This window comes from Glutamicibacter sp. AOP5-A2-18 (assembly GCF_052446055.1).
Taxonomy (GTDB): domain Bacteria; phylum Actinomycetota; class Actinomycetes; order Actinomycetales; family Micrococcaceae; genus Glutamicibacter.
Window position 1 is genome coordinate 1,718,576 of sequence record NZ_JBQSVW010000001.1, and the last position, 21,364, is coordinate 1,739,939.

Annotated in this window: 16 protein-coding genes; 5 read left to right on the plus strand and 11 right to left on the minus strand. The window is 58.6% G+C overall.

Going from position 1 to position 21,364, the window contains the following annotated elements; translation table 11 throughout:
* Positions 1 to 55: 55 nt before the first annotated feature.
* Both ACT3RW_RS08095 and rpsT read left to right on the plus strand, forming a co-directional pair.
* A complete protein-coding gene (locus ACT3RW_RS08095) occupies positions 56 to 616 on the plus strand; it encodes a type II toxin-antitoxin system PemK/MazF family toxin (protein ID WP_444613399.1) in 561 nt (186 codons plus the stop codon).
* A 170-nt stretch (positions 617 to 786) separates the two neighbouring features.
* Positions 787 to 1,047, plus strand: coding sequence for a 30S ribosomal protein S20 (gene rpsT, locus ACT3RW_RS08100; RefSeq protein ID WP_131088236.1), 261 nt, complete (start codon positions 787 to 789; stop codon positions 1,045 to 1,047).
* A 179-nt stretch (positions 1,048 to 1,226) separates the two neighbouring features.
* On the opposite strand, the gene holA is transcribed toward rpsT, so the two are convergent.
* The 5 genes from holA to leuS are packed head-to-tail and all read right to left on the minus strand — an operon-like array spanning position 1,227 to position 8,621.
* Positions 1,227 to 2,219, minus strand: coding sequence for a DNA polymerase III subunit delta (holA, locus tag ACT3RW_RS08105; protein WP_131088237.1), 993 nt, complete (start codon positions 2,217 to 2,219; stop codon positions 1,227 to 1,229).
* Between the two features lie 34 nt (positions 2,220 to 2,253).
* Complete coding sequence (locus tag ACT3RW_RS08110; RefSeq protein WP_444613400.1) at positions 2,254 to 4,521, minus strand: ComEC/Rec2 family competence protein; 2,268 nt, start codon at positions 4,519 to 4,521, stop codon at positions 2,254 to 2,256.
* Positions 4,518 to 5,168: a helix-hairpin-helix domain-containing protein gene (locus ACT3RW_RS08115; RefSeq protein ID WP_444613401.1), complete on the minus strand. Its 651-nt coding sequence runs from the start codon at positions 5,166 to 5,168 to the stop codon at positions 4,518 to 4,520. Before ACT3RW_RS08115 ends, ACT3RW_RS08110 begins: the two co-directional genes overlap by 4 nt.
* A gap of 15 nt (positions 5,169 to 5,183) precedes the next feature.
* Positions 5,184 to 6,122 (minus strand): DegV family protein, encoded by a 939-nt coding sequence (locus ACT3RW_RS08120; RefSeq protein ID WP_444613402.1) that lies wholly within the window; start codon positions 6,120 to 6,122, stop codon positions 5,184 to 5,186.
* A 9-nt stretch (positions 6,123 to 6,131) separates the two neighbouring features.
* Positions 6,132 to 8,621 carry a leucine--tRNA ligase gene (leuS, locus tag ACT3RW_RS08125; RefSeq protein WP_444613403.1) on the minus strand — a complete coding sequence of 830 codons (2,490 nt, stop codon included), beginning with the start codon at positions 8,619 to 8,621 and terminating at the stop codon, positions 6,132 to 6,134.
* A 289-nt stretch (positions 8,622 to 8,910) separates the two neighbouring features.
* On the opposite strand from leuS, the gene ACT3RW_RS08130 reads away from it, so the two are divergent.
* On the plus strand, positions 8,911 to 10,731 hold the full coding sequence (locus tag ACT3RW_RS08130; protein ID WP_444613404.1) for a hypothetical protein: 1,821 nt from the start codon (positions 8,911 to 8,913) through the stop codon (positions 10,729 to 10,731).
* 118 nt (positions 10,732 to 10,849) lie between these two features.
* Here ACT3RW_RS08130 and glpK read toward each other — a convergent pair whose 3' ends face one another.
* The 3 genes from glpK to ACT3RW_RS08145 are packed head-to-tail and all read right to left on the minus strand — an operon-like array spanning position 10,850 to position 14,855.
* Positions 10,850 to 12,370 carry a glycerol kinase GlpK gene (gene glpK, locus ACT3RW_RS08135; RefSeq protein WP_444613405.1) on the minus strand — a complete coding sequence of 507 codons (1,521 nt, stop codon included), beginning with the start codon at positions 12,368 to 12,370 and terminating at the stop codon, positions 10,850 to 10,852.
* Between the two features lie 17 nt (positions 12,371 to 12,387).
* Entirely contained in the window at positions 12,388 to 13,116 is a 729-nt protein-coding gene (locus ACT3RW_RS08140) for an MIP/aquaporin family protein (protein ID WP_131088243.1), read from the minus strand.
* A gap of 59 nt (positions 13,117 to 13,175) precedes the next feature.
* Entirely contained in the window at positions 13,176 to 14,855 is a 1,680-nt protein-coding gene (locus tag ACT3RW_RS08145; RefSeq protein WP_444613406.1) for an FAD-dependent oxidoreductase, read from the minus strand.
* A 159-nt stretch (positions 14,856 to 15,014) separates the two neighbouring features.
* Here ACT3RW_RS08145 and ACT3RW_RS08150 point away from each other — a divergent pair, with 159 nt between their 5' ends.
* Entirely contained in the window at positions 15,015 to 15,968 is a 954-nt protein-coding gene (locus ACT3RW_RS08150; protein WP_315973677.1) for a sugar-binding transcriptional regulator, read from the plus strand.
* 10 nt (positions 15,969 to 15,978) lie between these two features.
* Positions 15,979 to 16,878: an alpha/beta fold hydrolase gene (locus ACT3RW_RS08155; protein ID WP_444613407.1), complete on the plus strand. Its 900-nt coding sequence runs from the start codon at positions 15,979 to 15,981 to the stop codon at positions 16,876 to 16,878.
* Here ACT3RW_RS08155 and ACT3RW_RS08160 read toward each other — a convergent pair.
* From ACT3RW_RS08160 to coaBC, 3 genes are all read right to left on the minus strand, one after another.
* Positions 16,875 to 18,836 carry a primosomal protein PriA gene (locus ACT3RW_RS08160; protein WP_444613408.1) on the minus strand — a complete coding sequence of 654 codons (1,962 nt, stop codon included), beginning with the start codon at positions 18,834 to 18,836 and terminating at the stop codon, positions 16,875 to 16,877. The two genes, ACT3RW_RS08155 and ACT3RW_RS08160, sit on opposite strands and share 4 nt — an antisense overlap.
* 10 nt (positions 18,837 to 18,846) lie before the next feature.
* A complete protein-coding gene (metK, locus tag ACT3RW_RS08165; RefSeq protein ID WP_262197758.1) occupies positions 18,847 to 20,052 on the minus strand; it encodes a methionine adenosyltransferase in 1,206 nt (401 codons plus the stop codon).
* Positions 20,053 to 20,132: 80 nt separating this feature from the next.
* Positions 20,133 to 21,356 (minus strand): bifunctional phosphopantothenoylcysteine decarboxylase/phosphopantothenate--cysteine ligase CoaBC, encoded by a 1,224-nt coding sequence (coaBC, locus tag ACT3RW_RS08170; protein WP_444613409.1) that lies wholly within the window; start codon positions 21,354 to 21,356, stop codon positions 20,133 to 20,135.
* Positions 21,357 to 21,364 lie beyond the last annotated feature (8 nt).

The window sequence follows — 21,364 nt, forward strand, 5'->3', positions numbered from 1 at the left end:
ATGATTTCCGAGTCATCACGTATTTCGACGTTCCACAGCTGGTAGTTTGTCGTTCATGGCACTGAATCCAGAGAAAATACTCCGTCTTGTAATGCGCGTGATCAAGCAGATCAATAGGACTCGCGCACGTACCTCAGGAAGCAATAGCAACTCGAATTCCGGCTCACGCAGCAACCACACCACCACAACGCCACGCAACCAAAATGGTGGCGCGGCAATTGCCGGCAGTTACCCCGGTGACTACCGAGGCACAATCAATTACGAGTACCAGCCATCGATGGACGGCAACGCCGATCCAGGCGAGATCGTGTGGGGTTGGGTTCCTTATGAAGAGGACTACTCGCAAGGTAAGGATCGCCCAGTGCTGATCGTCGGACGCGATGGCGGATGGCTCTTAGGCCTGATGCTCACCAGCAAAGACAGGAACAACTCGGGCCGACAGGACCCTGACTACCTCGACATCGGAACCGGCGATTGGGATCGTGAACAGCGCCCAAGTGAAGTGAAGCTTGATCGCATCATTCGTTTGAAGGATCAGTCGATTCGTCGCGAAGGCGCAATCTTGGACAAGGAACGATTCACCATTGTGGGGAACGCCCTAAACGAACGTGGCTAAGTACTCGTTGTGAAGCTGTACTTCTGGTAAAGTTAATCCTTGTGTGTCGCGCAGGTTGGGCGACACGCCCCCTTCGGGTCGCCATAGGTGCCCCACACCGCTCAGTCGATGGCCTGAAGGATGAACCCTCTACCGACCGTATTTCGCGATAAACGAGAGAGTTTATTAAAGTGGCAAACATCAAGTCCCAGAAGAAGCGCATCCTTACCAACGAGAAGGCACGTCTGCGTAACGTAGCTGTCCGCTCGGAAGTAAAGACCGTAATCCGTAACGTCAACGAGGCAGTAGTCTCCGGTGACAAGGAAAAGGCAACCGAGGCATTGCGCCTGGCTGGCAAGAAGCTCGACAAGGCTGTTAGCAAGGGTGTTCTGCACAAGAACAACGCTGCAAACCGCAAGTCGGCAATTGCCAAGAAGGTTAGCGCCCTCTAAGCCACGCTTAGACTTCAGCTGGCCCCTCGAAACTTCCGAGTTTCGAGGGGCCAGTCTTTTTAACCTGTCTTGTTTAGCTACCGCTCCCCTAACGTCCGCTACCGGGCGCAGAAAAGTCATCAAACCTACCGGGAGCGCCTCAAGAGGTGAAGCGAAAGTTAGATAGGTAGTTCTACGTTTTAGCGGTTGGGTGCTTTGCCTGCGATGAACATAATGGCGTGTTCCAACGCGTAACCCGGCGAGCGACTTCCACCCTTGACCATTCGATCAGTGTTGGCGATTTCTTCAATGCACAGAGCAAGATCGCTACGTTTCCAACCACGAGCTTGCTGTTGTGCCTGTTGAACCTGCCAAGGAGCCATACCTAGCTCAGAGGCCAAGGTCGCAGCAGGCTCATTCACGCCGAGCACTTTGGCCAGCTGGCGAACCTTCATCGCCAGCGTCGCCACAATGGGGATCGGATCCGTTCCCGTGCCCAGCGAATGGCGCAGAGTGCGCAGTGCGGCTTGAGCATTACCGGAGATCGCAGCATCGGCGACTTTAAACGCCGTCGCTTCCACACGACCGCCGTAGTAACGATCCACGATGTCCTGGTCAATGGTGCCAGTCGTATCCTGAATCAGCTGAGAACAGCTCGATCCAAGCTCTGCCAATGAGTTACCAACCGCAGAGACCAAGGCCTTAACCGCATCATTGGTGATTCTGCGCTTCGCTGCCTTGAACTCTGACTGGACGAACTCAATTTTCTCGGCGTCTTTTTTAACCGGCTGACAGTTCACAATCAACGCGCCTGCTGCCTTGATGGCATCGATGAGCTTCTTACCGCGTGTGCCACCTGAATAATGCAGGATCAGTACGTTCTCTGGAGCCTGATCTTTAAGATAGTTGGTTGCATCCTTGAGGAAGTACTCGTTCATCTGAGCCAGTTCATGAACTTCGACCAAGTTGGCGCTGGAGAACAGCGAGGAGCTGGTAGCCAGTAGCAGTTCGCCTGGCTCGTACTTTGCTGCGTCGAGCCGAGTGACTTGAATATCCTCTCGCTGTGCAGCTTGGGAGCGGAGCAATTCAAAGGCGCGCGCAGCGAGGTAATCTTCGGAACCGGTAAGTAAGATTAGCGGTTGCGGCGTGATATCTCGCCATGAGATTCCGGGGTTTGCTTGGGCGCGTGCCATCGAGCTCCTTCGTACTTCGGTCGATATATTGATCCTACCGAACTGGTGAACCTAAGGAGGAACTCAGAACACCTTGCTCCGCAAATGTGAGAAGCACGGTACCTGACTGGTCAGTTCTAAAAACTTTCGCGCCTACTTCTTGGGCCGCCTTCAGGGTTTCGGGATGTGGGTGTCCATAGGAGTTGTCCTTGCCATCAGAGATGAGCAGCACCTCAGGAGAAATGTCCTCAATGATCTCGGTGCCACCGTTTCGTGCCCCGTGGTGGGACGCCTTAAGAACTGCAGCCGGACCCTGTGGAAATTTCTGCAACAGCTGATGCATTGCTTCCGTCTCCATATCTCCGGCCGCGAAGAAATCTATGTTCCCAGTTGCCCGATGAAAATGGAACCGCATAACAAGCGAAGTGTCATTGGGCTCGGCCGTTTTTGCCGCTCTGGAATCTGGGCCAAGTACCTGGTAACTGATGCTTCCGTAGGTCTGCGAGAATCCTGAAGCGATGACTTCTGCTCCGGGCCACTTGTTAATATCGAATCCGGCCGAAACCACCCGGCGACCGATCTTGATGCCAGATGACTCCAATTGCACGACTCCCCCGAAATGATCAGCGTGCGAATGCGTGATAAACACTGTTGGTAGTTCGTTGATGTTCAATCGTCGCAAGCATTGAACAACTCCACTGTCTGGCGGGCCAGCGTCTATTAACCAGCCTTGGTGATTGCCTAGATTGATCACCAGGGCATCACCCTGACCAACGTCGCACATGGCAATGTTCCAGTCGGAATCCACGGGAACGCGGTAGAACAGGGTCGCAGGAAGAACAAGTGCTGCGACAAAGACCAACAGTGCACCCGCGAGTCCCAAAGAAACGTGGCGGATCCTGACCTGCTCAGTCTCCCGACCGGTGATGAGCAGGATACACAGCACCGTGGCTAGGAATATTGCCAGAATGATTCCGGGTAGGCCTGTTGGCCAGGGCCGAGCTGCGCCAGGAAGTTGGGCCGAGAAGTGGGCAGTTCTGCCAATTAGCTCAGCTGGTAGCCCTGGAACCCATAGCAAAATATGTGCGACGGACGGCAATGGAGTACACAGCAAGAGGCACACCATGCCAACCGCAGTGATCAAGGGCAGCAATGGACCGACCACCAGGTTTGTAGGTAGCGAATACAGGCTGAAGTTTGAGTTCAGGGCGATGATCACCGGCAGACAAGTGAACTGTGCTGCGCAACAAATGGCGGTGAGCTCGGCTAACCAGGACGGAAGGAACTGAATAAATATTTCGGTCAGGGCCGGCGAGAGCATGATGATACCGAGCGTCGCCAACACTGACAGGGCAAAGGCTGGTTCCACGCCTAACCCGGGGTCAACCAACAACAAGATCGTTGCACTGAGCGAAAGGATTCCCAGGGAAACCTGTCCCCTGCCGGCCAGCAAGGAAAGCACCGCAATGCTGCCCATCAAGCTGGCTCGAAGCACACTTGGATCCGGGCCGACAAACCAGGTGAACAGCGCCACCGCACCAATCATCAGTACGGCGCTAGGTATCCGAGCAATCGAGAACACCCGGAGCAGTGACAGGACAATGGCAGCGAGCAATGCAATATTTGACCCGCTTACTGCCGTCAGGTGGCTCAGGCCACTGGTCTTCATCGCGGTGGACAGTTCCTCGTCTTGCCCCGAGCGGTCTCCGTAGAGCATGCCCGGAAGCAAGGCACGAGCGTTGCTGGGCAAATCTTGCAGCGAGTGTGTGAATCGCTGCTTCAGGTAGTCTGCCGCAGTTAGTTTTGCTAGCGATATCACCTTGGGTTCGCTGGTTGCTCGAGCCCACCAGGCAAAGGTTCCAGCGTCGGCCGGCTGAAGGTTCACGATGGTTTCAAATTCCCCGGTCTGCACTGGCATCGGGTACTCAACGGTGAGGTATACCGGCACTTCACATTGCACCCACGCATCATCGCGCCAGTAGCGTTGGATGCTGGCGCTGCCTTTAAACACGCCTTCGACGGGTTTAGGCGAGCTATCTTCAAAGCTGAGAATGGCGCGACGTTGCTGTTCGGAACCGCTCGGAAGTGTGCACGGGCTATGGGTGGTACCGAGAAAACTTACGGCAAGCAATCCAAGCAGCAGCACGATTGGTCCGGTGAACCACGGAGTGGAATGCGCACCGTCATGTCGCCGGCGCAGCAACAGAGCCAGCAGCAAACCGAGGACAACGATCAACGCGACCAGCAACGCTGGCGGCATCGTGAAAGAGGCGGCCATCCAAGCGCCTGCCAACAACCACAGCCCACGAAAGTCGGTATTCACGGCACCACCAATTCCGTGAGCTTTTCGAGCATGGCCGGCCCAATTCCGGACACCGCGTCCAGCTCTTCTACGGTATTAAACGGTCCGTTTTTGGTGCGGAATTCAATAATCCGTTCCGCCAAGGCCGGTCCGATGCCAGGTAGTTCTTGCAGCGCCTCGGAGTCCGCACTATTGATCGAAACTTTGGCGTCTTGGGATGGCGCAGGAAGTTGTTGAGCGGAGGTATCTCCACCGGTGCCGGGCATGATAATTTGCTGGCCGTCGACGAGCTTGGCAGCAAGATTCACCAGTGCCGGATGAGCATTGTGGCTCAGGCCGCCAGCTTTTTTCACCGCATCGGTGATCCTCGAGCCTTCAGGCAGCTCGTAAACCCCCGGCTTTTTGACTGCACCGACCACATGCACGGTGACTTTAGGACCAGCAGGACTTGAGGATGCGGTCGAGGTGGTGGAGCCACTGGCGGTGGGGTTGGCGTCAAGTGGAACGGTTTCTAGTTCATGCGTAGCCGGTGGCGGGGCCAGAAGGATCGAGATCGCGATCCAGCCAAGCACCACGATGACCAGGGCGAGCACTGCCACGCGCGACACAGCAAACCGCAGGCGGCCGGGACGCGGCGCGTACTTGCTGAAAAAATCGTGACGGCCCATGCCCCACAGTATGGGTTAGGGCGTCCGGTGCCCCGCAGCTTCACTATCCGGTTGTGGATCAAGCGCTGCGACGGCCACAGCCAACACACCCATGCCGGTATGCGCGGCGAGGACCGCGGGCAAGGACTCGATCACCACTGGCTGGCAGCTAAAGGGGGCCAGCTCGGTGGCGATTTCGGTGGCCAGTTCTTCGGCGCCAAAATGCATCACCCCGAGCCGCGCGTTGCTACCCACTTCGCGAGCATCGCGTAAGGCCAAGCAAACTAAGCGGGCCTGCGCACGAGCAAAGGACCGAGGTTTTTCCAGCGCGGTGATGCTGCCCTGATCAATGGTCAGGATCGGTTTGACGTTCAGCAGGTTGCCAAGCACCGAGGACAGCGCGCTAATCCGGCCACCGCGGCGCAATTGCTCCAAGCTGGGCACGGCAAAGTACACGGTGTTTAGGGTTGACTGTTCGGCAATGGTTTTTAGCACCACGAGCGGGGCGCCGGCATCTCTGGCGTCGAGCACGTCGGCCAACGCAAATCCCAACGGCAGGGCCACGGTTTGTGAGTCCACCACGCACACCGCAGAGCCAAAACTTGCTGCGGCCAATCGGGCAGCGTCGGCGGTTCCGGATAACGCGCCAGAAAAGTGAATGGAGAGCACTTGATGACATCCGGCATCAAGCAGGGCGCGGTAAGCGCGAGCAAATTCGCCAGGTGCCGGGCGCGAGGTTTTGACACTCTTGCCCATGGCCAGACCCATCATCAGCGCCTGAGGGTCATCACCCTGCAGGTGGTTGTCCACGATGATCGGGACGGTGACTTCAATTAGGCCGGCACGATCGCGGTAAGACTGCGGAAGGCAGGAGGCAGAATCGCTGACGATGCCGATCAGCGGACGCGAAAGCCCGCGCGGGGCCAGCCATTTAGGCAGCCAACCCGCGCGCGAGCTTTTCTGTCGTTCGTTCATGTACCGAGCCTACGGTGCAGGAACCACGTTCACCAGTTTCGGCGCACGCACAATGACCTTTAGCGGTGCCTTGCCATCAAGCATCTTCACCACTGCCTCATGGGCTAGCGCCTGCTCGCGCAGTTCATCTTCGCTAATGTCTACCGATACCTCAAGACGTGCACGAACCTTGCCCTTGATCTGCACGACGGCGGTGACGGTGTCATCTACCAGCAGGTTTTGATCAACGGTTGGCCAGGCGCTAGTGACAACGCTTGGGGCGTAACCCAAGGCTTCCCACATGTCCTCGGCGGTGTACGGTGCGAACATGCTCAGCAGCTGAGCAACTACGGTGGCTGCTTCACGTACTGCAGGATCCGCTGCGCCGGCACCGGAGTCGATGGTCTTGCGGGTCGCGTTGACCAGCTCCATCGTCTTGGCGATGACCACGTTGAACTTGCCCGAATCCAGCAGCTGCGCCGATTCGTGCACGGTGCGGTGGGTGACCTGGCGCAGGGCCTTGTCGCCCGAAGCGTAGTCCACGCCGGCTTCGCTGGTGGTGTCCTGGGCGATGCGCCAAGCGCGAGCCAGGAACTTCTGCGAACCCGATGGGGATACGTCGGCCCAGTCCACGTCGTCCTCTGGCGGCGAAGCGAAGACCATGGTCAGACGCACTGCGTCCACGCCAAACTTGTCCAGCTGTTCGCCCAAGTCAACGCCGTTGCCTAGCGACTTGCTCATCGCCTTGCCACCGTTGAGCACCTGGCCCTGGTTCAGCAGCGCGCTGAAAGGCTCGTCGACGTCGATCAGACCTAGATCATGGACGACCTTGGTGAAGAAGCGCGAGTAGAGCAGGTGCAAAATTGCGTGCTCAACACCACCGACGTACTGTCCCACTGGCATCCAGTCACGCACGGCCTGCGGATCAAAGGGTCCCTCGGTGTAGTTCGGGGAGACAAAGCGCAGGAAGTACCACGAGGAGTCCACGAAGGTATCCATGGTGTCGGTGTCGCGCTTGGCTGCGCCGCCACACTTAGGGCAGGCCACGTTGACCCACTCTTCAACGGCAGCCAGCGGGCTGGTGCCCTTAGGAGCCAACTGCTCGCCGCGCAGGTTATCTGGCAGGCGAACCGGCAGCTGGTCATCGGGAACCGGGACCTCGCCACAATCAGCACAGTGGATGATCGGGATCGGCGTACCCCAGAAACGCTGGCGGCTCAACAGCCAGTCACGCAGGCGGAAGTTGATCGTGTGCTTACCGGTACCGGCAGCTTCCACGATGCTGATCGCCTTGCTGATGGCTTCGGTCTTGCCCAGTCCGGACAGCTCGCCCGAGTTGATCAGTTGGCCTTCGCCAGTGGCGGCGGTGCCGGTTTCATTCGGATCGTCCAAACCGGTTTCAACAACTACACGCACCGGCAAGTTGAAGGTGCGAGCGAAGTCCAGGTCGCGCTGATCGTGCGCAGGAACCGCCATGATGGCTCCGGTGCCGTAGTCGGCCAGCACGTAGTCGGCAGCCCAGATTGGCAGCTTTTCGCCCGAGAGCGGGTTGATGCCGTAACGGCCGGTGAACACACCGGTCTTCTCACGCTCGGTGGACTGGCGCTCAATTTCGCTCAGCGCCTTAACCTGCTCCTGGTATTCCTCCAGGGCGCCACGGTGCTCATCGGTGACCAGTTCACTGGCCAGATCGGCATCCGCAGCGACCACCATGAAGGTTGCACCGTAGAGGGTGTCCGGGCGGGTGGTGAATACCGGAATCTTCACCGCGGCCTTGGCTTCGGTGGCTTCGATCTCGAAGGTCACTTCTGCGCCTTCAGAGCGGCCGATCCAGTTCTTCTGCATCAACAGCACACGCTCAGGCCAGTGGCCCTTGAGCTGTTCCATGTCGTTGAGCAGCCGATCGGCGTAGTCGGTGATCTTGAAGTACCACTGGTTCAGGCTCTTTTTGGTCACCGCGGTGCCACAACGCTCACAGGCGCCATTAACAACCTGCTCGTTGGCGAGCACCGTCTGGTCCTTAGGGCACCAGTTCACCGGGTGATCCTTGCGGTAGGCAAGGCCCTTTTCGTAGAACTTGTTAAACAGCCACTGGGTCCAGCGGTAGTACTCAGGATCGGAAGTATGTACTCGACGATCCCAGTCGGCCGAGATGGCATAGCGCTTAAAGCTAGCGGCCTGGGTGTCGATGTTTTTGTAGGTCCACTCTGCCGGGTGGGTGTTGCGCTTGATCGCAGCATTTTCTGCTGGCAGGCCGAAGGAGTCCCAGCCGATCGGGTGCATCACGTCGTAACCGCGCAGGCGCCAGTAGCGCGAGACCACATCGCCCATGGCAAACGCTTCCGCGTGGCCCATGTGCAGGTCCCCCGATGGGTAAGGGAACATGTCCAAAACGTAGCGACGTTCCCGACTGCCATCATCGGCGGGCTTGAACACTTCTAGCTCGTCCCATACCGGCAGCCACTTGGACTCGATGTCCTTGAAGTCGTAGGTCCTAGGTTCGTTCGTCGATGATGTCACGCTGCTCTTCTCACACGCCTTGCAGAAAATTTCCGATAGGAAAAAACTTGTTTTTGGTTCCAGACATAACAAAAGCCCCCAAATTTCCACTCGGGGGTACGGCCTGTTGGCCGTGCTTAGGCTAGGTTGTGCTGGCAATTCATACCGCGATTCTATCGCATTGGGCCCTGTCCCGGGTGCATCGGTGAAGGGCAAGATTGAACACAGCTGAATTTTCTGGGCCGCACTGATTGTCCACAACCGGTGCCCGATCGCAGCCGCGCTGTTTTTTGAGTTCGATCATGGACCCATGAACAGCTCAGCACTCATCGCCGCACTACGCACCGCGTGTCGCTCCTGCCTCATTTTCGGGCCGGAGCTCACCGCCGGGATGCTGCTACGCGTGGGTTACCTACTGCTTGTTTTGTTCACGGCGTTAGGGTCGCTGGCGCATCGCACCGGCGATCCGCGCTTGATCCTCGCCCACGGCGAATTGGTGGAGCGCTTCGCCCAGCAAATTCACCTGTCTCAGCTCACGTTCGCCCTGGACGCCGAGGTCAGCGGCGCCCATGCGTTGAGCTTGGAAACTTATGCTGCGCTAAGACGCGCCGCGCCGCCTAATTCACCGGCGACTTCACCGATGGCTACCGCGCCGGATGGGGTGTTTGAGGGTGACTTCGAGGGATGTTTCGACGACGAGATTTTTGCTGGCGAGCCGCACTTTATTGCCGGCCGTCCCTGTTACAAAAACGCGGGCGAACTTCTGGCGGCGTGGACGGGTATTAGTTACTTTGAAGCGCAGCAACGGATCGACGACGCCCACCTGCTGATCGGTCGACGAACCGCCGAGGGCACTATTTGCGTTCCTCGCCTGCCTGAACTAGCACAGCTTTACAGCCAAGGGAGAACGAACCGACGAGCAGTGGTGTCTGTGGCTCGCCAACTTAACAGCTTGGAGCCACCGGACACCACCTTCGAAGGGACCGAATGCGAAATCGTGGCGCGAGGTACCGATGGCAACACGCTTGATGCGTGCGCTGCCAAGCACTTGAGCGGGCTTTCGCCGCTGGAAGCTCGCAAGCAGATCAACGCCGAAATCAAGATCTACAAAGACCTCAATGGCAAGAAGCTACCACCAAAGCTTGGGCTGTTTATTGGCTCGGTCGTCAATGGGGTGCATTGTTTTTCGCTACGCACCAACGCGAGTGACGCACAGCTGATCCGTTCCATTGCAGCCCGCGCTGGCAACCCGCGGACCCAGGCTGGACGAGCCGATCGCCAGTCCGATCAGGACCGGACGGGGAAAAACCAGGACGGCGCAAACGGGTCTGATGCCAATCACGACGTTCCAGACACCGCAGCCGACGACCATGGCACACCAGATTGGCTGCGCAGCGAGGAACCCATGCCACCGTGGGCCGATTCCGACCCCGAGGCCGACACCGCTGATACCGATTCGACCGGTTCCACCGAGACTCAGGAATCAGCAACCACCGGTCCCGACGTTAATGTACGGCGGCTCAACGCGCTCATGTCCCTCCTCGCCGCGCCCTACGTGGGCGGAAAACGAAAAGTCGTGGTTCCTAAGTTTATCGTTTACCTCTGGCTAGCAGATTTGCAGAATCTGGCCGATGCTCATGGCATGACCTCCAACGGGGTGGACATTCCGCCCGGCGAACTGCGGCAGTTGCTGTCCAAAGCGGACATCATCCCGCTGGTGCTCGGCGGCAATAGCCAACCTTTAGATATGGGGCGCAAGATGCGTTACCACAAGGGCCCGATTCGCGAAGCGATCATGGCTCGCGATCGCGGCTGCATTGTGCCCGACTGCACCGCGCCTCCTGATCAAGTGGAAACCGATCATTACGAGATTCCGTGGTCCGAGGGCGGCGAAACCAGTGTCTGGTCCGGTGCCGGAATGTGTACCGGGGATCATCACAAGCGCCACGCTGGGCAGATCAAAGTCATCAACGTGGAGGGGCTTCCCCATGTGATCCTGCCCGAGCATGAGGATCCCGAACAGAAGCCACGTCGCAACACCTATTGGGGCGCCCGCCAAGCAGGTGAGTCTCCGCCGCGCCGTCATCCCGTTCCTCCCGACCAGCTAGAGCAGCCCGACCAAGACGCCTAAAGTCAGACACAGAACCCTGGCTCAGACGCACAACGAGCATAAAAAGTACGACGCTCGAACCAGCAAATGTGGTTCGAGCGTCGTCGTTTTTCTCCGGTAAAGGTCAACCGTTGGCGAATTACGCCTTCGTGTCCTCGTCTACCCAATCGAAGGTGCGGGTTACCGCTTTCTTCCAGAGGCGCAGATTACGTTCACGGGTTTTTTCATCCATTTCAGTCTCCCAACGCTTGTCCTCAGACCAGTTGGACTCCAGCTCGCCGAGGTCCTTCCAGAACCCAACAGCGAGACCTGCTGCATAAGCTGCACCCAGCGCCGTGGTTTCAGTGACCTTCGGGCGGACCACTGGCACGCCCAAGATGTCTGCCTGGAACTGCATCAACGCTTCGTTGGCAACCATTCCGCCATCAACCTTGAGTTCGGTCAGTGGCACCTCGGCATCGGCGTTCACCGCATCGAGTACTTCGCGAGTCTGGAACGCGGTGGACTCCAAAGCTGCACGAGCGATGTGGTTTTTGTTGGCGTAACGAGTTAGGCCCACAATCGCACCGCGTGCGTCCGAACGCCAGTAAGGGGCGAACAAACCCGAGAAGGCAGGGACAACGTACACGCCACCGTTGTCATCAACCTTGGCTGCGAGCTCTTCAATTTCTGGTGCCGAAGAGATCATGCCGATGTTGTCGCGCAACCACTGAACCAACGAGCCGGCCACAGCAATCGAGCCTTCCAGTGCGTACACCGGAGCTTCATCGCCCAGCTTGTAGGCCATGGTGGTCAGTAGACCATTGGTTGAGTTCACGATTTCGGTGCCGGTGTTGAAGATCAGGAAGCAACCGGTGCCGTAGGTGTTCTTCGCGGTACCGGCGGTAAAGGCTGCCTGTCCGAAGGTTGCTGCCTGCTGGTCACCGAGAATGCCGGCAACTGGCACTTCACGAAGTAACTGCTTGGTATGCACGGTGCCGTACACCTCGGAAGAGGAACGAATCTCGGGCATCATGGAGGCCGGAACACCAAAATCAGCGAGGATCTTCTCGTCCCACTGCAGGGTCTTCAGGTCCATGAACAGGGTGCGCGAAGCGTTGGTCACGTCGGTGACGTGCACACCGCCATCAGTGCCACCGGTCAGGTTCCACAAAACCCAGCTATCAGTGGTGCCGAATAATAGGTCGCCAGCTTCAGCCCGCTGACGAGCACCGTCGACATTATCGAGAATCCACTTGATCTTGGTGCCAGCGAAGTAGGTTGCCAGCGGCAGGCCCACGGTTTGCTTGTAGCGGTCCAGCCCACTGTCGGCAGCTAGTTCGTCGACGATGTCCTGGGTGCGCGTATCCTGCCAAACGATCGCGTTGTACACCGCTTCGCCGGTGTTCTTGTCCCACACGACGGTGGTCTCACGCTGGTTGGTGATACCGACGACCTCGATGTCGTGACGGGTCAGATTGGCCTTGGACAGTGCCTGGCCGATCACTTCGCGCACGTTGTTCCAGATTTCTGCTGGATCATGTTCCACCCAGCCGGCGGCCGGGAAGATCTGTTCGTGCTCTAGCTGGCCAACCGAGTGCACATCACCTGCATGATTGAAGACAATCGCGCGGGAGCTGGTTGTGCCCTGGTCAATGGCGATCACAAATTTTTCGCTCATGATTTACTGCTCACTTTCTAGAACATTAGAGCGGCAACAAGACCGCCAAGAATACCGCCGACAGCTGGCCCGGCCAATGGAACCCACGAGTAGGCCCAGTCCGAGGAGCCCTTGCCCTGAATTGGCAAGATGGCGTGGGCAACGCGTGGACCAAGGTCGCGGAACGGGTTGATGGCGTAACCGGTGGCACCACCCAAAGACAGGCCGATGGCTACAACCAACAACGCAACTGCCAGTGGGCCAAGCTCATGCGGAGTGTGTCCCAGTCCGGCGATCACAAAGACCAAGACGAAGGTACCAAAGATCTCGGTGACCATGTTCCAGCCATAGGAACGAATTGCTGGACCGGTAGCGAAGACACCCAGCTGGGTGCCCGCGTTCTGTGGATCATCCAGGTGCTTCTTGTAGGTCAGCCAAGTGCCTACGGCGCCAAGGAAGGCACCGATGAACTGCGCCAAGAAGTACAGCAAGGTGTTGGCCAAGGTTTTGGCAACGCCGGGTGCGTATTCTGCAACATCGGGGTTGACCAACAGACCCAAGGTAACAGCCGGGTTCAGGTGGGCTCCGGAGATCCCCGCGATCCAGACACCACAGTAAACGCCAAGGCCCCAGCCGAAGCTGATAGCGACCCAGCCTGCGGCACTACCGAGGGTTCCTTTGAGGGCAACGTTCGCGCAGACGCCGCCACCCATCAACAGGAGAATAAATGTGCCGACAAGCTCGGCAAGAAACACGTGAGTGGACATCTTTGACCTCTTAGTGATTTCGACTGCCGGCGGCTCCTTGCCGCCGACCACGTGGCAGATTAGCTCAGGATGACTCCATGGCGTTCTGCGAGAACCGAGAGCGAATGGTCGATTTCGGCTTGTAGTTGAGATTGATCCCAACCCATTGGGTCAGCTAGGTAATGTGCTACCTCGTTGACCAAATCCTTTGTCACCAGGCCACGGAAGGCCAGGTTGGTGCGGCGAATAAATACGTCAATCAGGCGTCCGACCTGCTCGTTTTTAGCCAGGTAGGCGATTTCTTGAACTGAGAGCTCGTTGGTGTTTTCCAGCAGCTGCTCATTGTCACCCAATTGTGCCATCACCTGATCAGCACGGGTACCGTAGCGTTCAAACAAAATGCGCAGGCGGTCATGCGAAGCCTTTGACTCGCGAGCTGCGTACCATGCCGACAGAGCCCCATCGTTCATCGGGAAGTTCTTACCGCCGCCGATGGCAACTCCAGCGGTGGACTGCACCTGGCGTTCACCCAAGAACTCTAGCGCCTTGCTACCAAGGGTCTCGCTCAGCGCGCGGAAGGTAGTCCACTTGCCGCCGATCAACGAGAGCATCGTGGTCTGGTCTGTCAGGCGAGTTTCCTTGACCTGGTAGTCGCGGGAGACAAATCCTGGCGCCGTGTCATCGTGGTTCGGCAGCGGGCGGACTCCGGAGAACTTGTAGACGATGTCCTGCTCGTTGACCTTGATGGTCGGGAAGACGTGGCGAATCAAGTCGAAGAAGTACTGGACTTCTTCGTCGGTGCACACCGCTGGCTCGTTCATGTCGTGCTCGAGGTCGGTGGTACCAACCAATACACGGCCGAGCATTGGGTAGATCAAGACAACGCGGCCATCTTCGTGTTCGAAGAAGATCTCACGCCCGCCGGTAGCCTCAAGCAGCTCAGGGTGATCGAGCACGATGTGCGAACCCTTGGTGCCACCAGTCCACTTGGTCTCTCGGCCCAGCTCCTTGTTGGTCAAGTCGACCCAGGCGCCGGTGGCGTTGATGATGACCCCGGCGTCGAAGTCGAATTCTTCGCCCGTGAGTACGTCGCGCAACTTCGCGGTACCACCATCCACACCAGTAAGTTCGATGTAGTTGCTGGCACGGGCGCTCTGGTGAGCATCCAGACCTTCACGCAGGACGTCCAAGGTCAGGCGCTCAGGGTTGTGTACCGAAGCGTCGAAGTAGGTGGCGGTGTACTTCACGTCGTTGCGAAGCTTTGGCAGGTCCGCGCGGGCGGCCTTGCCCGACTTGAATGTGTGCCATGGGGTGTTGCGTCCACCAATGCCGGCGAACACGTCGTACATGATCAAGCCGGCTTTGATGAGTGCGGCGCCGCGCTCGGTTGGCTTGCCGGACTTGTGGGTGAGGAAGCGCGTCGGCGCGCTGAGGATTCCGGAGAAGGTGGAGAAGATCGGGATCGTCGTCTGTAGCGGCTTCACGTAGTGTGGTGCGATTTCCAGCAGCGAGTTGCGTTCCTGAACGGATTCGTGGACCAGCCGGAATTCGCCGTTTTCAAGGTAGCGAATGCCGCCGTGAATCATGTGCGAGCTGGCCCCAGAAGCACCTTGGCTGTAGTCACCACGCTCGATCAGCGCCACATCGATGCCCTGCATCGCGAGGTAGCGGAAGGTCGCTACGCCGTTGATGCCACCGCCAACAACCAATACCCGCGCCTGCGGGCGTTCGCGCAGTTTGGATAGCTGTTCACGAATCACGATTTGTGCCCCTTAGTAACAATTGAATAAGTCTGAGGCTAGTCTTGTAACAGAACGGCCATTCGGTCAAACAAATTGCACAAATGTGCAGAAACGGTCAGATTGATGATGAAAACACCGTCCGGAGGAACCTATAAACGGGGTGCGCCTGGCACATCCGTGCACACGACTCCCCGAGCCAAGGACGCGCTGCGAGCAGCCCAGCTGTATTACCTGCAGGATATGAAAATGGAGGTCATCGCCAAGGAGCTGGGCACCTCACGTTCGACGGTGTCCAGATTGCTGACCCACGCCAAGCGAACCGGCATGGTTTCGATCAGCATCACCCCCAGCGCAAATATGTCCGCACTTTTGGGCAATCAGCTCAGCGAGCATTACGGCATCAACTTCAACGTGGTGCCAACTGATGGCTCAATGGATGACTCCGAGCTGCTCTCTCGTGTGTCTGCTCATGCCGCATACCTTTTGGCTGACATCATTTCCTCGTCGATGACCGTCGGGGTGGCCTGGGGTTCAACAATGCAGGCAGTGTCCACAGCGCTCGCTCCCCACCCGACACATGACACCAAGATCGTCCAACTTAATGGGGCGGCAAACCCGGTGACCAGTGGCGTGAGCTACGCCAGCGATATTCTCACCCGCTTCGGCCATGCGTTTACCGCCCGAACCGAACAGTTCCCAGTTCCGGCCTTTTTTGATCGCGCTTCGACACGCGAGGCGATGTGGCAGGAAACCTCCATCAAGCGCGTGCTGAAAGTGCAGCAGGAAATGAACGTGGCCGTGTTTTCACTCGGTTCGGCTGGCTCCGCGGTGATCTCGCAGGTTTATCGCGGCGGATACCTGACCAAAAATGAGACTCAGGAGCTACGCGTCATGGGTGTCGTGGGGGACGTGGCCACGGTGTTTTTTGACAAGGACGGCAACAGCTCGAACATTTCGCTTAATTCCCGCTCCACCGGCCCGACCCTGGACTCGCTACGCAAAGTCCCTACACGCTTCTGCGTTGTCGCCGGTCGCGGCAAGCTCGAGGCGGTGCGCGGAGCGCTAAAGGGTGGGCTGATGACTGACTTGGTCATCGATGAGGGCACCGCGTTGGCGTTGCTCGACGGGTAGGATTTCACTTATGCACCAACGACAACAGCTAATATCCACGCACCAGATTAATGGTTCGACGCTCAAGGTCTTCATCACCACGGCGCGCAAACCGGCACAGGGCGTAATTTTTGCGGTACATGGCTTCCGCGGGGACCACCACGGTCTGGCCCGCATCGTCTCCCACCTTGAGCACTACACGGTGATTGTGCCCGATCTGCCCGGTTTTGGTGCGTCCACCTCAATGCGCGACATTGAGCACGATGTTTCTGGCTATGCGCAGATACTCAATGAGCTGGCTTCGCAATTGCACCTTGATGGCCGGGTGCACTTACTTGGGCATTCCTTTGGCTCGATCGTCGCCGCAAAATTGGCTACGCAGCGAGAATTTGCATCGCTGGTTTTGCTTAATCCCATCTCCGAACTCGCACTGGATTCTTCGCAGGCGCTGCTGGCCAAGCTCACCAGCGCTTACTACGAGGTGTGCGCCAAACTGCCCGCCGCCGTGGCAGAACCTGCGCTGCGATCGAAGCTTTTCAGTGATGCCATGAGCTTGGTGATGACTAAAAGCAAGGATCCGGCGATCCGCGCCTATGTTCGCGATCAACACCGCGCATACTTTGGTGGATTCCAAACGCGCAGCATCCTGGCGCAGTCCTATCGTGCGTCGATCACCGCCACGGTTGGGGACTACTCCCCCGAGCTTAAACTGCCCACCCTTATGGTGGGCGGGATGCAGGACGAACTGGGCACCCCGGCAACTCAAGAACAGCTGCGGCGTAGTTTTGCCAACGCGTCGTTGGTGATGCTGGAAAATGTCGGGCACCTGATCCACTACGAGAAGGCGCTAGAAACTGCCGACGAAATCGCACGTTTCCTAGCGGCAGTGGCCACCGCGGATTCTGCGCCCAGCGGCGAACCGCTCGCCTAGAGCACATCGTAGGGGTCGATCGTTATAGTCACGATCGGGTCCTTCGCTGCAGACATGCTCGAGCGCAGATGGCGCAGGGCGCCAGTGACCTCGTGTCCATCGGCGTAGGAGAAGAACAGTACGTAGCGGTGCTGAATTGGCGGACCGTCGATCACCGTCGGGCCATGAATTTGCACCCGGGCACGGGTTTCAACGTCGAGGGCCGCGATCAATCGTTGCGCGCCAGGACCGGAAATGATCGCGCTACGTACTGCTGGCGGTAAACCAACCTCCCGGCGTTCAGCCAATTCGCGATCGGCAAATCCGGCCGGGTCATAACGTACCAGCGAGGCCCCGGCCGGGCTGGGGTGCCCGGTGAGGACTACGACGCCGTCGCTTCGGGCCATGGAGGCGGCGGTAAACCAGCGGGCGAGTACTTCTTCGGAGTTGCGCAAGGAGTCATGGGCGAGCATCTTGTCGGCGTCGAGCAATAACACCGCTGCGTAGCCGCCTTCAACCAACGGTTCTACTCCTGGTGTGGCCACCACCAGCGCCGGTTTATCAGGTATTTTTTCGACCGGTTTTGCTCCGGTGGAGGAAATAACGCTGACCTTCGGGAAGGCCAACCCGAGTTCGTCGGCGGTGCGTTCGGCCCCGATGCTGGCTGCTCGGATGCGTGGTGATGAACAATTCTGGCACCGGTAGTCGTGGAACTGCTCGCCACACCAGCGGCAGGCCACATGAGAATCCTTGCCGGCGATGTGTAGCGGTCCCTGACACCGAGTGCAGCGCGCTAGTGTGCGGCAGTCCTGGCAGGCCACGGCCGGGACAAAGCCGGTGCGTGCTACCTGCACCAAAACCGGACCGGTTTCTAGCGCCTTGCTTGCTTCCCGCCAGGCCAGTGACGGAATTCTGGCGCGGGCTAGGGTCGGATCGCGCTCGAGTTCAAAATCGTTGGTTGTTGCCGTGACCCGTGCGGTGAGTTCCCGCAGCGCTGCTCGCGGCATTTTCAGCTCGGTCGCCCAGCCCGTGCTGACCAATCGCTGTGCCTCAACCGATCGGGAGGCACTAGCGATCAGCAGAGAAATGCCGGCTTGGGTGCTGCGCAGTAGCAACACCTCGCGGCTGTGCTGGTACGGGGCGCGCTGTTCGCGGTGCGATTGGTCCGCATCCTGCCACAGAATCATCAATTCGAGCTCTGGCACGTGGCAGAGTGCCGCCGAACGGGTGCCGATGACGATCTGCACGTGTCCGCCGATGGCACGCAGGAAGTTCCGGTAACGCGGGGTTGGCCCGTCGTCGGCTTGCAACCGGGCATAGGACTCCGGGCCAAAATGATCGTCGAGGTACTGGCTGAGGATTTTTACATCCCGCGCATCGGGCACAATGAGCAACACCCGCTTGCCGCGTTGAAGCACAGGCCGGGCCGCGTCCATCAAGAACCCGGGCCAAAAACCGTGCATGTTGGGTACCCAAGTTGCCACAGCTCGCAGCAGCTGCCCACTTGACCACACCTCCATCGCCCTAGGCCCATTTTCGTAGCGCTCGATCTGGTTCTGCGTCTCCTGCAGTTCCGGGTTAACGGTGGCCAGTTCCTCTTTTTCTACCTTTGCGGCGCGCGCGGGAACCGCCGAGCGCACCACATCCCACAAAGTTCCAGCATAGCGGGTGGCCACCTCGCCGGCTGCGTGGAGTACTTCAGGGAACAGCGTGACTTGTTCGCTGACGATTTTGCTCAGCGGCTTAAGCTTCATCGCCGTTGCATGGTCCTCGAGAATTTCGACGATGAACCCGGCGGGCTGTTGGTGCCCAAAAGGGACCTTGACCCGGATACCCGCAACGGCCTGGGTGGCCATGGAGTCGGGAATTTCGTAGTCGAAGAGCCGGTCCAAATGTGGAACCGAAGAATCAATCAGCACCCGAGCAACCCGCGTACGGCGGGTCAGCTCGGGTGCTGCGATCAGAGCGTCTTGCTGCACTGCGTAGATCCTAGGCGTTGAACCAGTTGCGCAACGCGTCCACTCGGTCCAGCTTCTCCCAGGTAAAATCGTTGTCGTCGCGGCCAAAGTGGCCGTGGGCAGCGGTTTTGCGGTAGATGGGGCGCTTCAGATCAAGATCTTCGATGATGCCCAGTGGGCGCAGGTCGAAAACCTCGTTGATGGCCTTGGTGATCTTCGCCGGGTCAACGGTTTCGGTACCGAAGGTCTCGACGTAGAGTCCGACGGGACGAGCCACACCGATAGCGTAGGCAACTTGGACCTCGGCACGACGTGCCAGGCCGGCAGCGACCACGTTCTTAGCTACCCAGCGCATGGCGTAGGCGGCCGAGCGATCAACCTTCGATGGGTCCTTGCCGGAGAAGGCGCCACCACCGTGGCGAGCGAAGCCGCCGTAGGTGTCAACGATGATCTTGCGTCCGGTCAAACCGGCGTCTCCTACCGGACCACCAATAATGAATGGACCCGATGGGTTCAAGATGACATTGGTCTTGGACACGTCCAGGCCTGAGCGTTCCAGAATCGGGGTGACCACCTCTTCATACAGGTCAGCCTTGAGGGTGGCCAGCTCGTACTCAGAGGCATGCTGGCTGGAGACAACCACGGTGTCTACCGAAACCGGCTTATCCCCGTCGTAGCCGATGGTCACCTGGGTTTTGCCGTCCGGGCGCAGCAACGGCATGCGGCCGTTTTTACGCACCTGGGTAAGACGCTCGGACAGACGGTGCGCGAGGAAGATCGGGGTCGGCATCAGCGAGTCGGTTTCATCCGAAGCGTAGCCAAACATCAGGCCTTGGTCCCCGGCGCCCTGCAGGTCGCGCGGGTCCTTAGCGGTACCTTCGCGCGACTCCAGCGAGTTGAAGACGCCGTCGTGAATCTCTTGGGATTGCTGGCCGATCGACACGGAGACACCGCAACGCGCGCCGTCAAAACCGTTGGCCGACGAGTCGTAGCCGATGTCCAGAATGGTTTTGCGGACGATCTCAGGGATCTCGACATAACCGTTGGTGGTCACCTCACCGGCCACGTGCACCAGTCCGGTGGTGGTCAGGGTCTCGACGGCGACCTTGGAATCGGGGTCCTGCGCCAGCATGGCGTCGAGGATCGCATCCGAAATCTGATCGCAAATCTTGTCCGGGTGTCCCTCGGTCACGGATTCCGAGGTGAAAAGACGAAGTTCAGGGGTTGTTGAAGTCACCTTGTTACTCTATCTGGTCTGGTGGACCGTTAAGCAGTTGTTGCGACAATACGTGACCAAGCCGCACATGGCTCAGCTCACTATTCTTGCGCAGCATGTCCTTTTGTTGCGTGGGAAATCTGTTCGATGACTACCCGGGCCACCTCTAATTTGCTTCCGGCAGCATGGACCGAGTCGCTCGAGCCGGCAAAAAGCACGTGAATGCTGTTGGTGTCCTGGCCAAAGGTCAGCGTGGCACCAACTTCATTCACGACCAGCATCTCGCATCCCTTACGGGCGAGTTTGGCGCGTCCATAGTCAAGAACCGTGCCCTGCTCATCGCCCGTTTCAGCGGCGAATCCCACGATGAAGGGCGGAAGCTGGGCGTTGGTGGCACGTTGCGCCACCACTTCGGCCAAAATATCTGGGTTCCGCACCAGTTCGATGACGGGGGCGGAATACTCATCGCGCTTCTTGATTTTCGAATTTTCGATCGTTGCCGGTCGGAAGTCAGCGACCGCGGCGTTCATGATCAGCACGTCCTGACCAGGTGCATGGGTGAAGACCGCCTCGTGCAAGTCCAGTGCGCTGGAGGCTTCGATCAGCGTCACCCCGTGCGGGGCGGGCACCTCCAAATGGCAGGCGATCAGTGTGACTTCGGCGCCAGCTGCCCTTGCAGCTTCTGCCAGAGCCACACCTTGGCGTCCCGAAGAACGGTTGCCCAAGAACCGCACCGGGTCAAGTGGTTCACGAGTACCGCCGGCGGTAATCAGCACCTTGGTCCCGGCGAGTCTCGCATCGCCGAGTAGGTCCTGAACGGAAGCGAAAATTTCTTCGGGCTCAGGCAGGCGTCCGGGGCCAGAATCCTTGCCCGTGAGGCGCCCGGTGGCCGGATTAATAATCCGCACTCCCCTGTCGCGCAGGGTTTGTACGTTAGCGACCGTGGCTGGGTGCTGCCACATCTCGGTGTGCATGGCCGGAGCCATCACTACCGGAGCGCGGGTAGCCAGCAAAGTGCCGGTGAGCAGATCGTTGGCCAAACCGGCGGCGGCCTTAGCCATCAGGTCTGCGGTGGCTGGGACAACAAGGACCAGATCGGCCAGCTGACCTAGTCGCACATGGTTCACGTCCTGAACCCCGTCAAAAACATTGGAGGTCACGCGGTTGCCCGACAGTGCTTCCCAGGTGGCGTCGCCGACGAAGTTTTCGACGTTGCTGGTGGGGATCACGTCAACGTGGTGTCCGGCTTCGCGCAGTAGACGCAGGAGCAGGACCGACTTATAGGCAGCGATTCCTGCCGAGACGCCTAGAACGATTCGCTTCACTAGGGACT

Coding starts and splice junctions, on each gene's coding strand:
- holA (WP_131088237.1), bottom strand. CDS start 2,219: ATGGCACGCGCCCAAGCAAACCCCGGAATCTCATGGCGAGATATCACG.
- ACT3RW_RS08120 (WP_444613402.1), bottom strand. CDS start 6,122: ATGAACGAACGACAGAAAAGCTCGCGCGCGGGTTGGCTGCCTAAATGG.
- ACT3RW_RS08115 (WP_444613401.1), bottom strand. CDS start 5,168: ATGGGCCGTCACGATTTTTTCAGCAAGTACGCGCCGCGTCCCGGCCGC.
- ACT3RW_RS08130 (WP_444613404.1), top strand. CDS start 8,911: ATGAACAGCTCAGCACTCATCGCCGCACTACGCACCGCGTGTCGCTCC.
- ACT3RW_RS08140 (WP_131088243.1), bottom strand. CDS start 13,116: ATGTCCACTCACGTGTTTCTTGCCGAGCTTGTCGGCACATTTATTCTC.
- glpK (WP_444613405.1), bottom strand. CDS start 12,370: ATGAGCGAAAAATTTGTGATCGCCATTGACCAGGGCACAACCAGCTCC.
- ACT3RW_RS08095 (WP_444613399.1), top strand. CDS start 56: ATGGCACTGAATCCAGAGAAAATACTCCGTCTTGTAATGCGCGTGATC.
- ACT3RW_RS08155 (WP_444613407.1), top strand. CDS start 15,979: ATGCACCAACGACAACAGCTAATATCCACGCACCAGATTAATGGTTCG.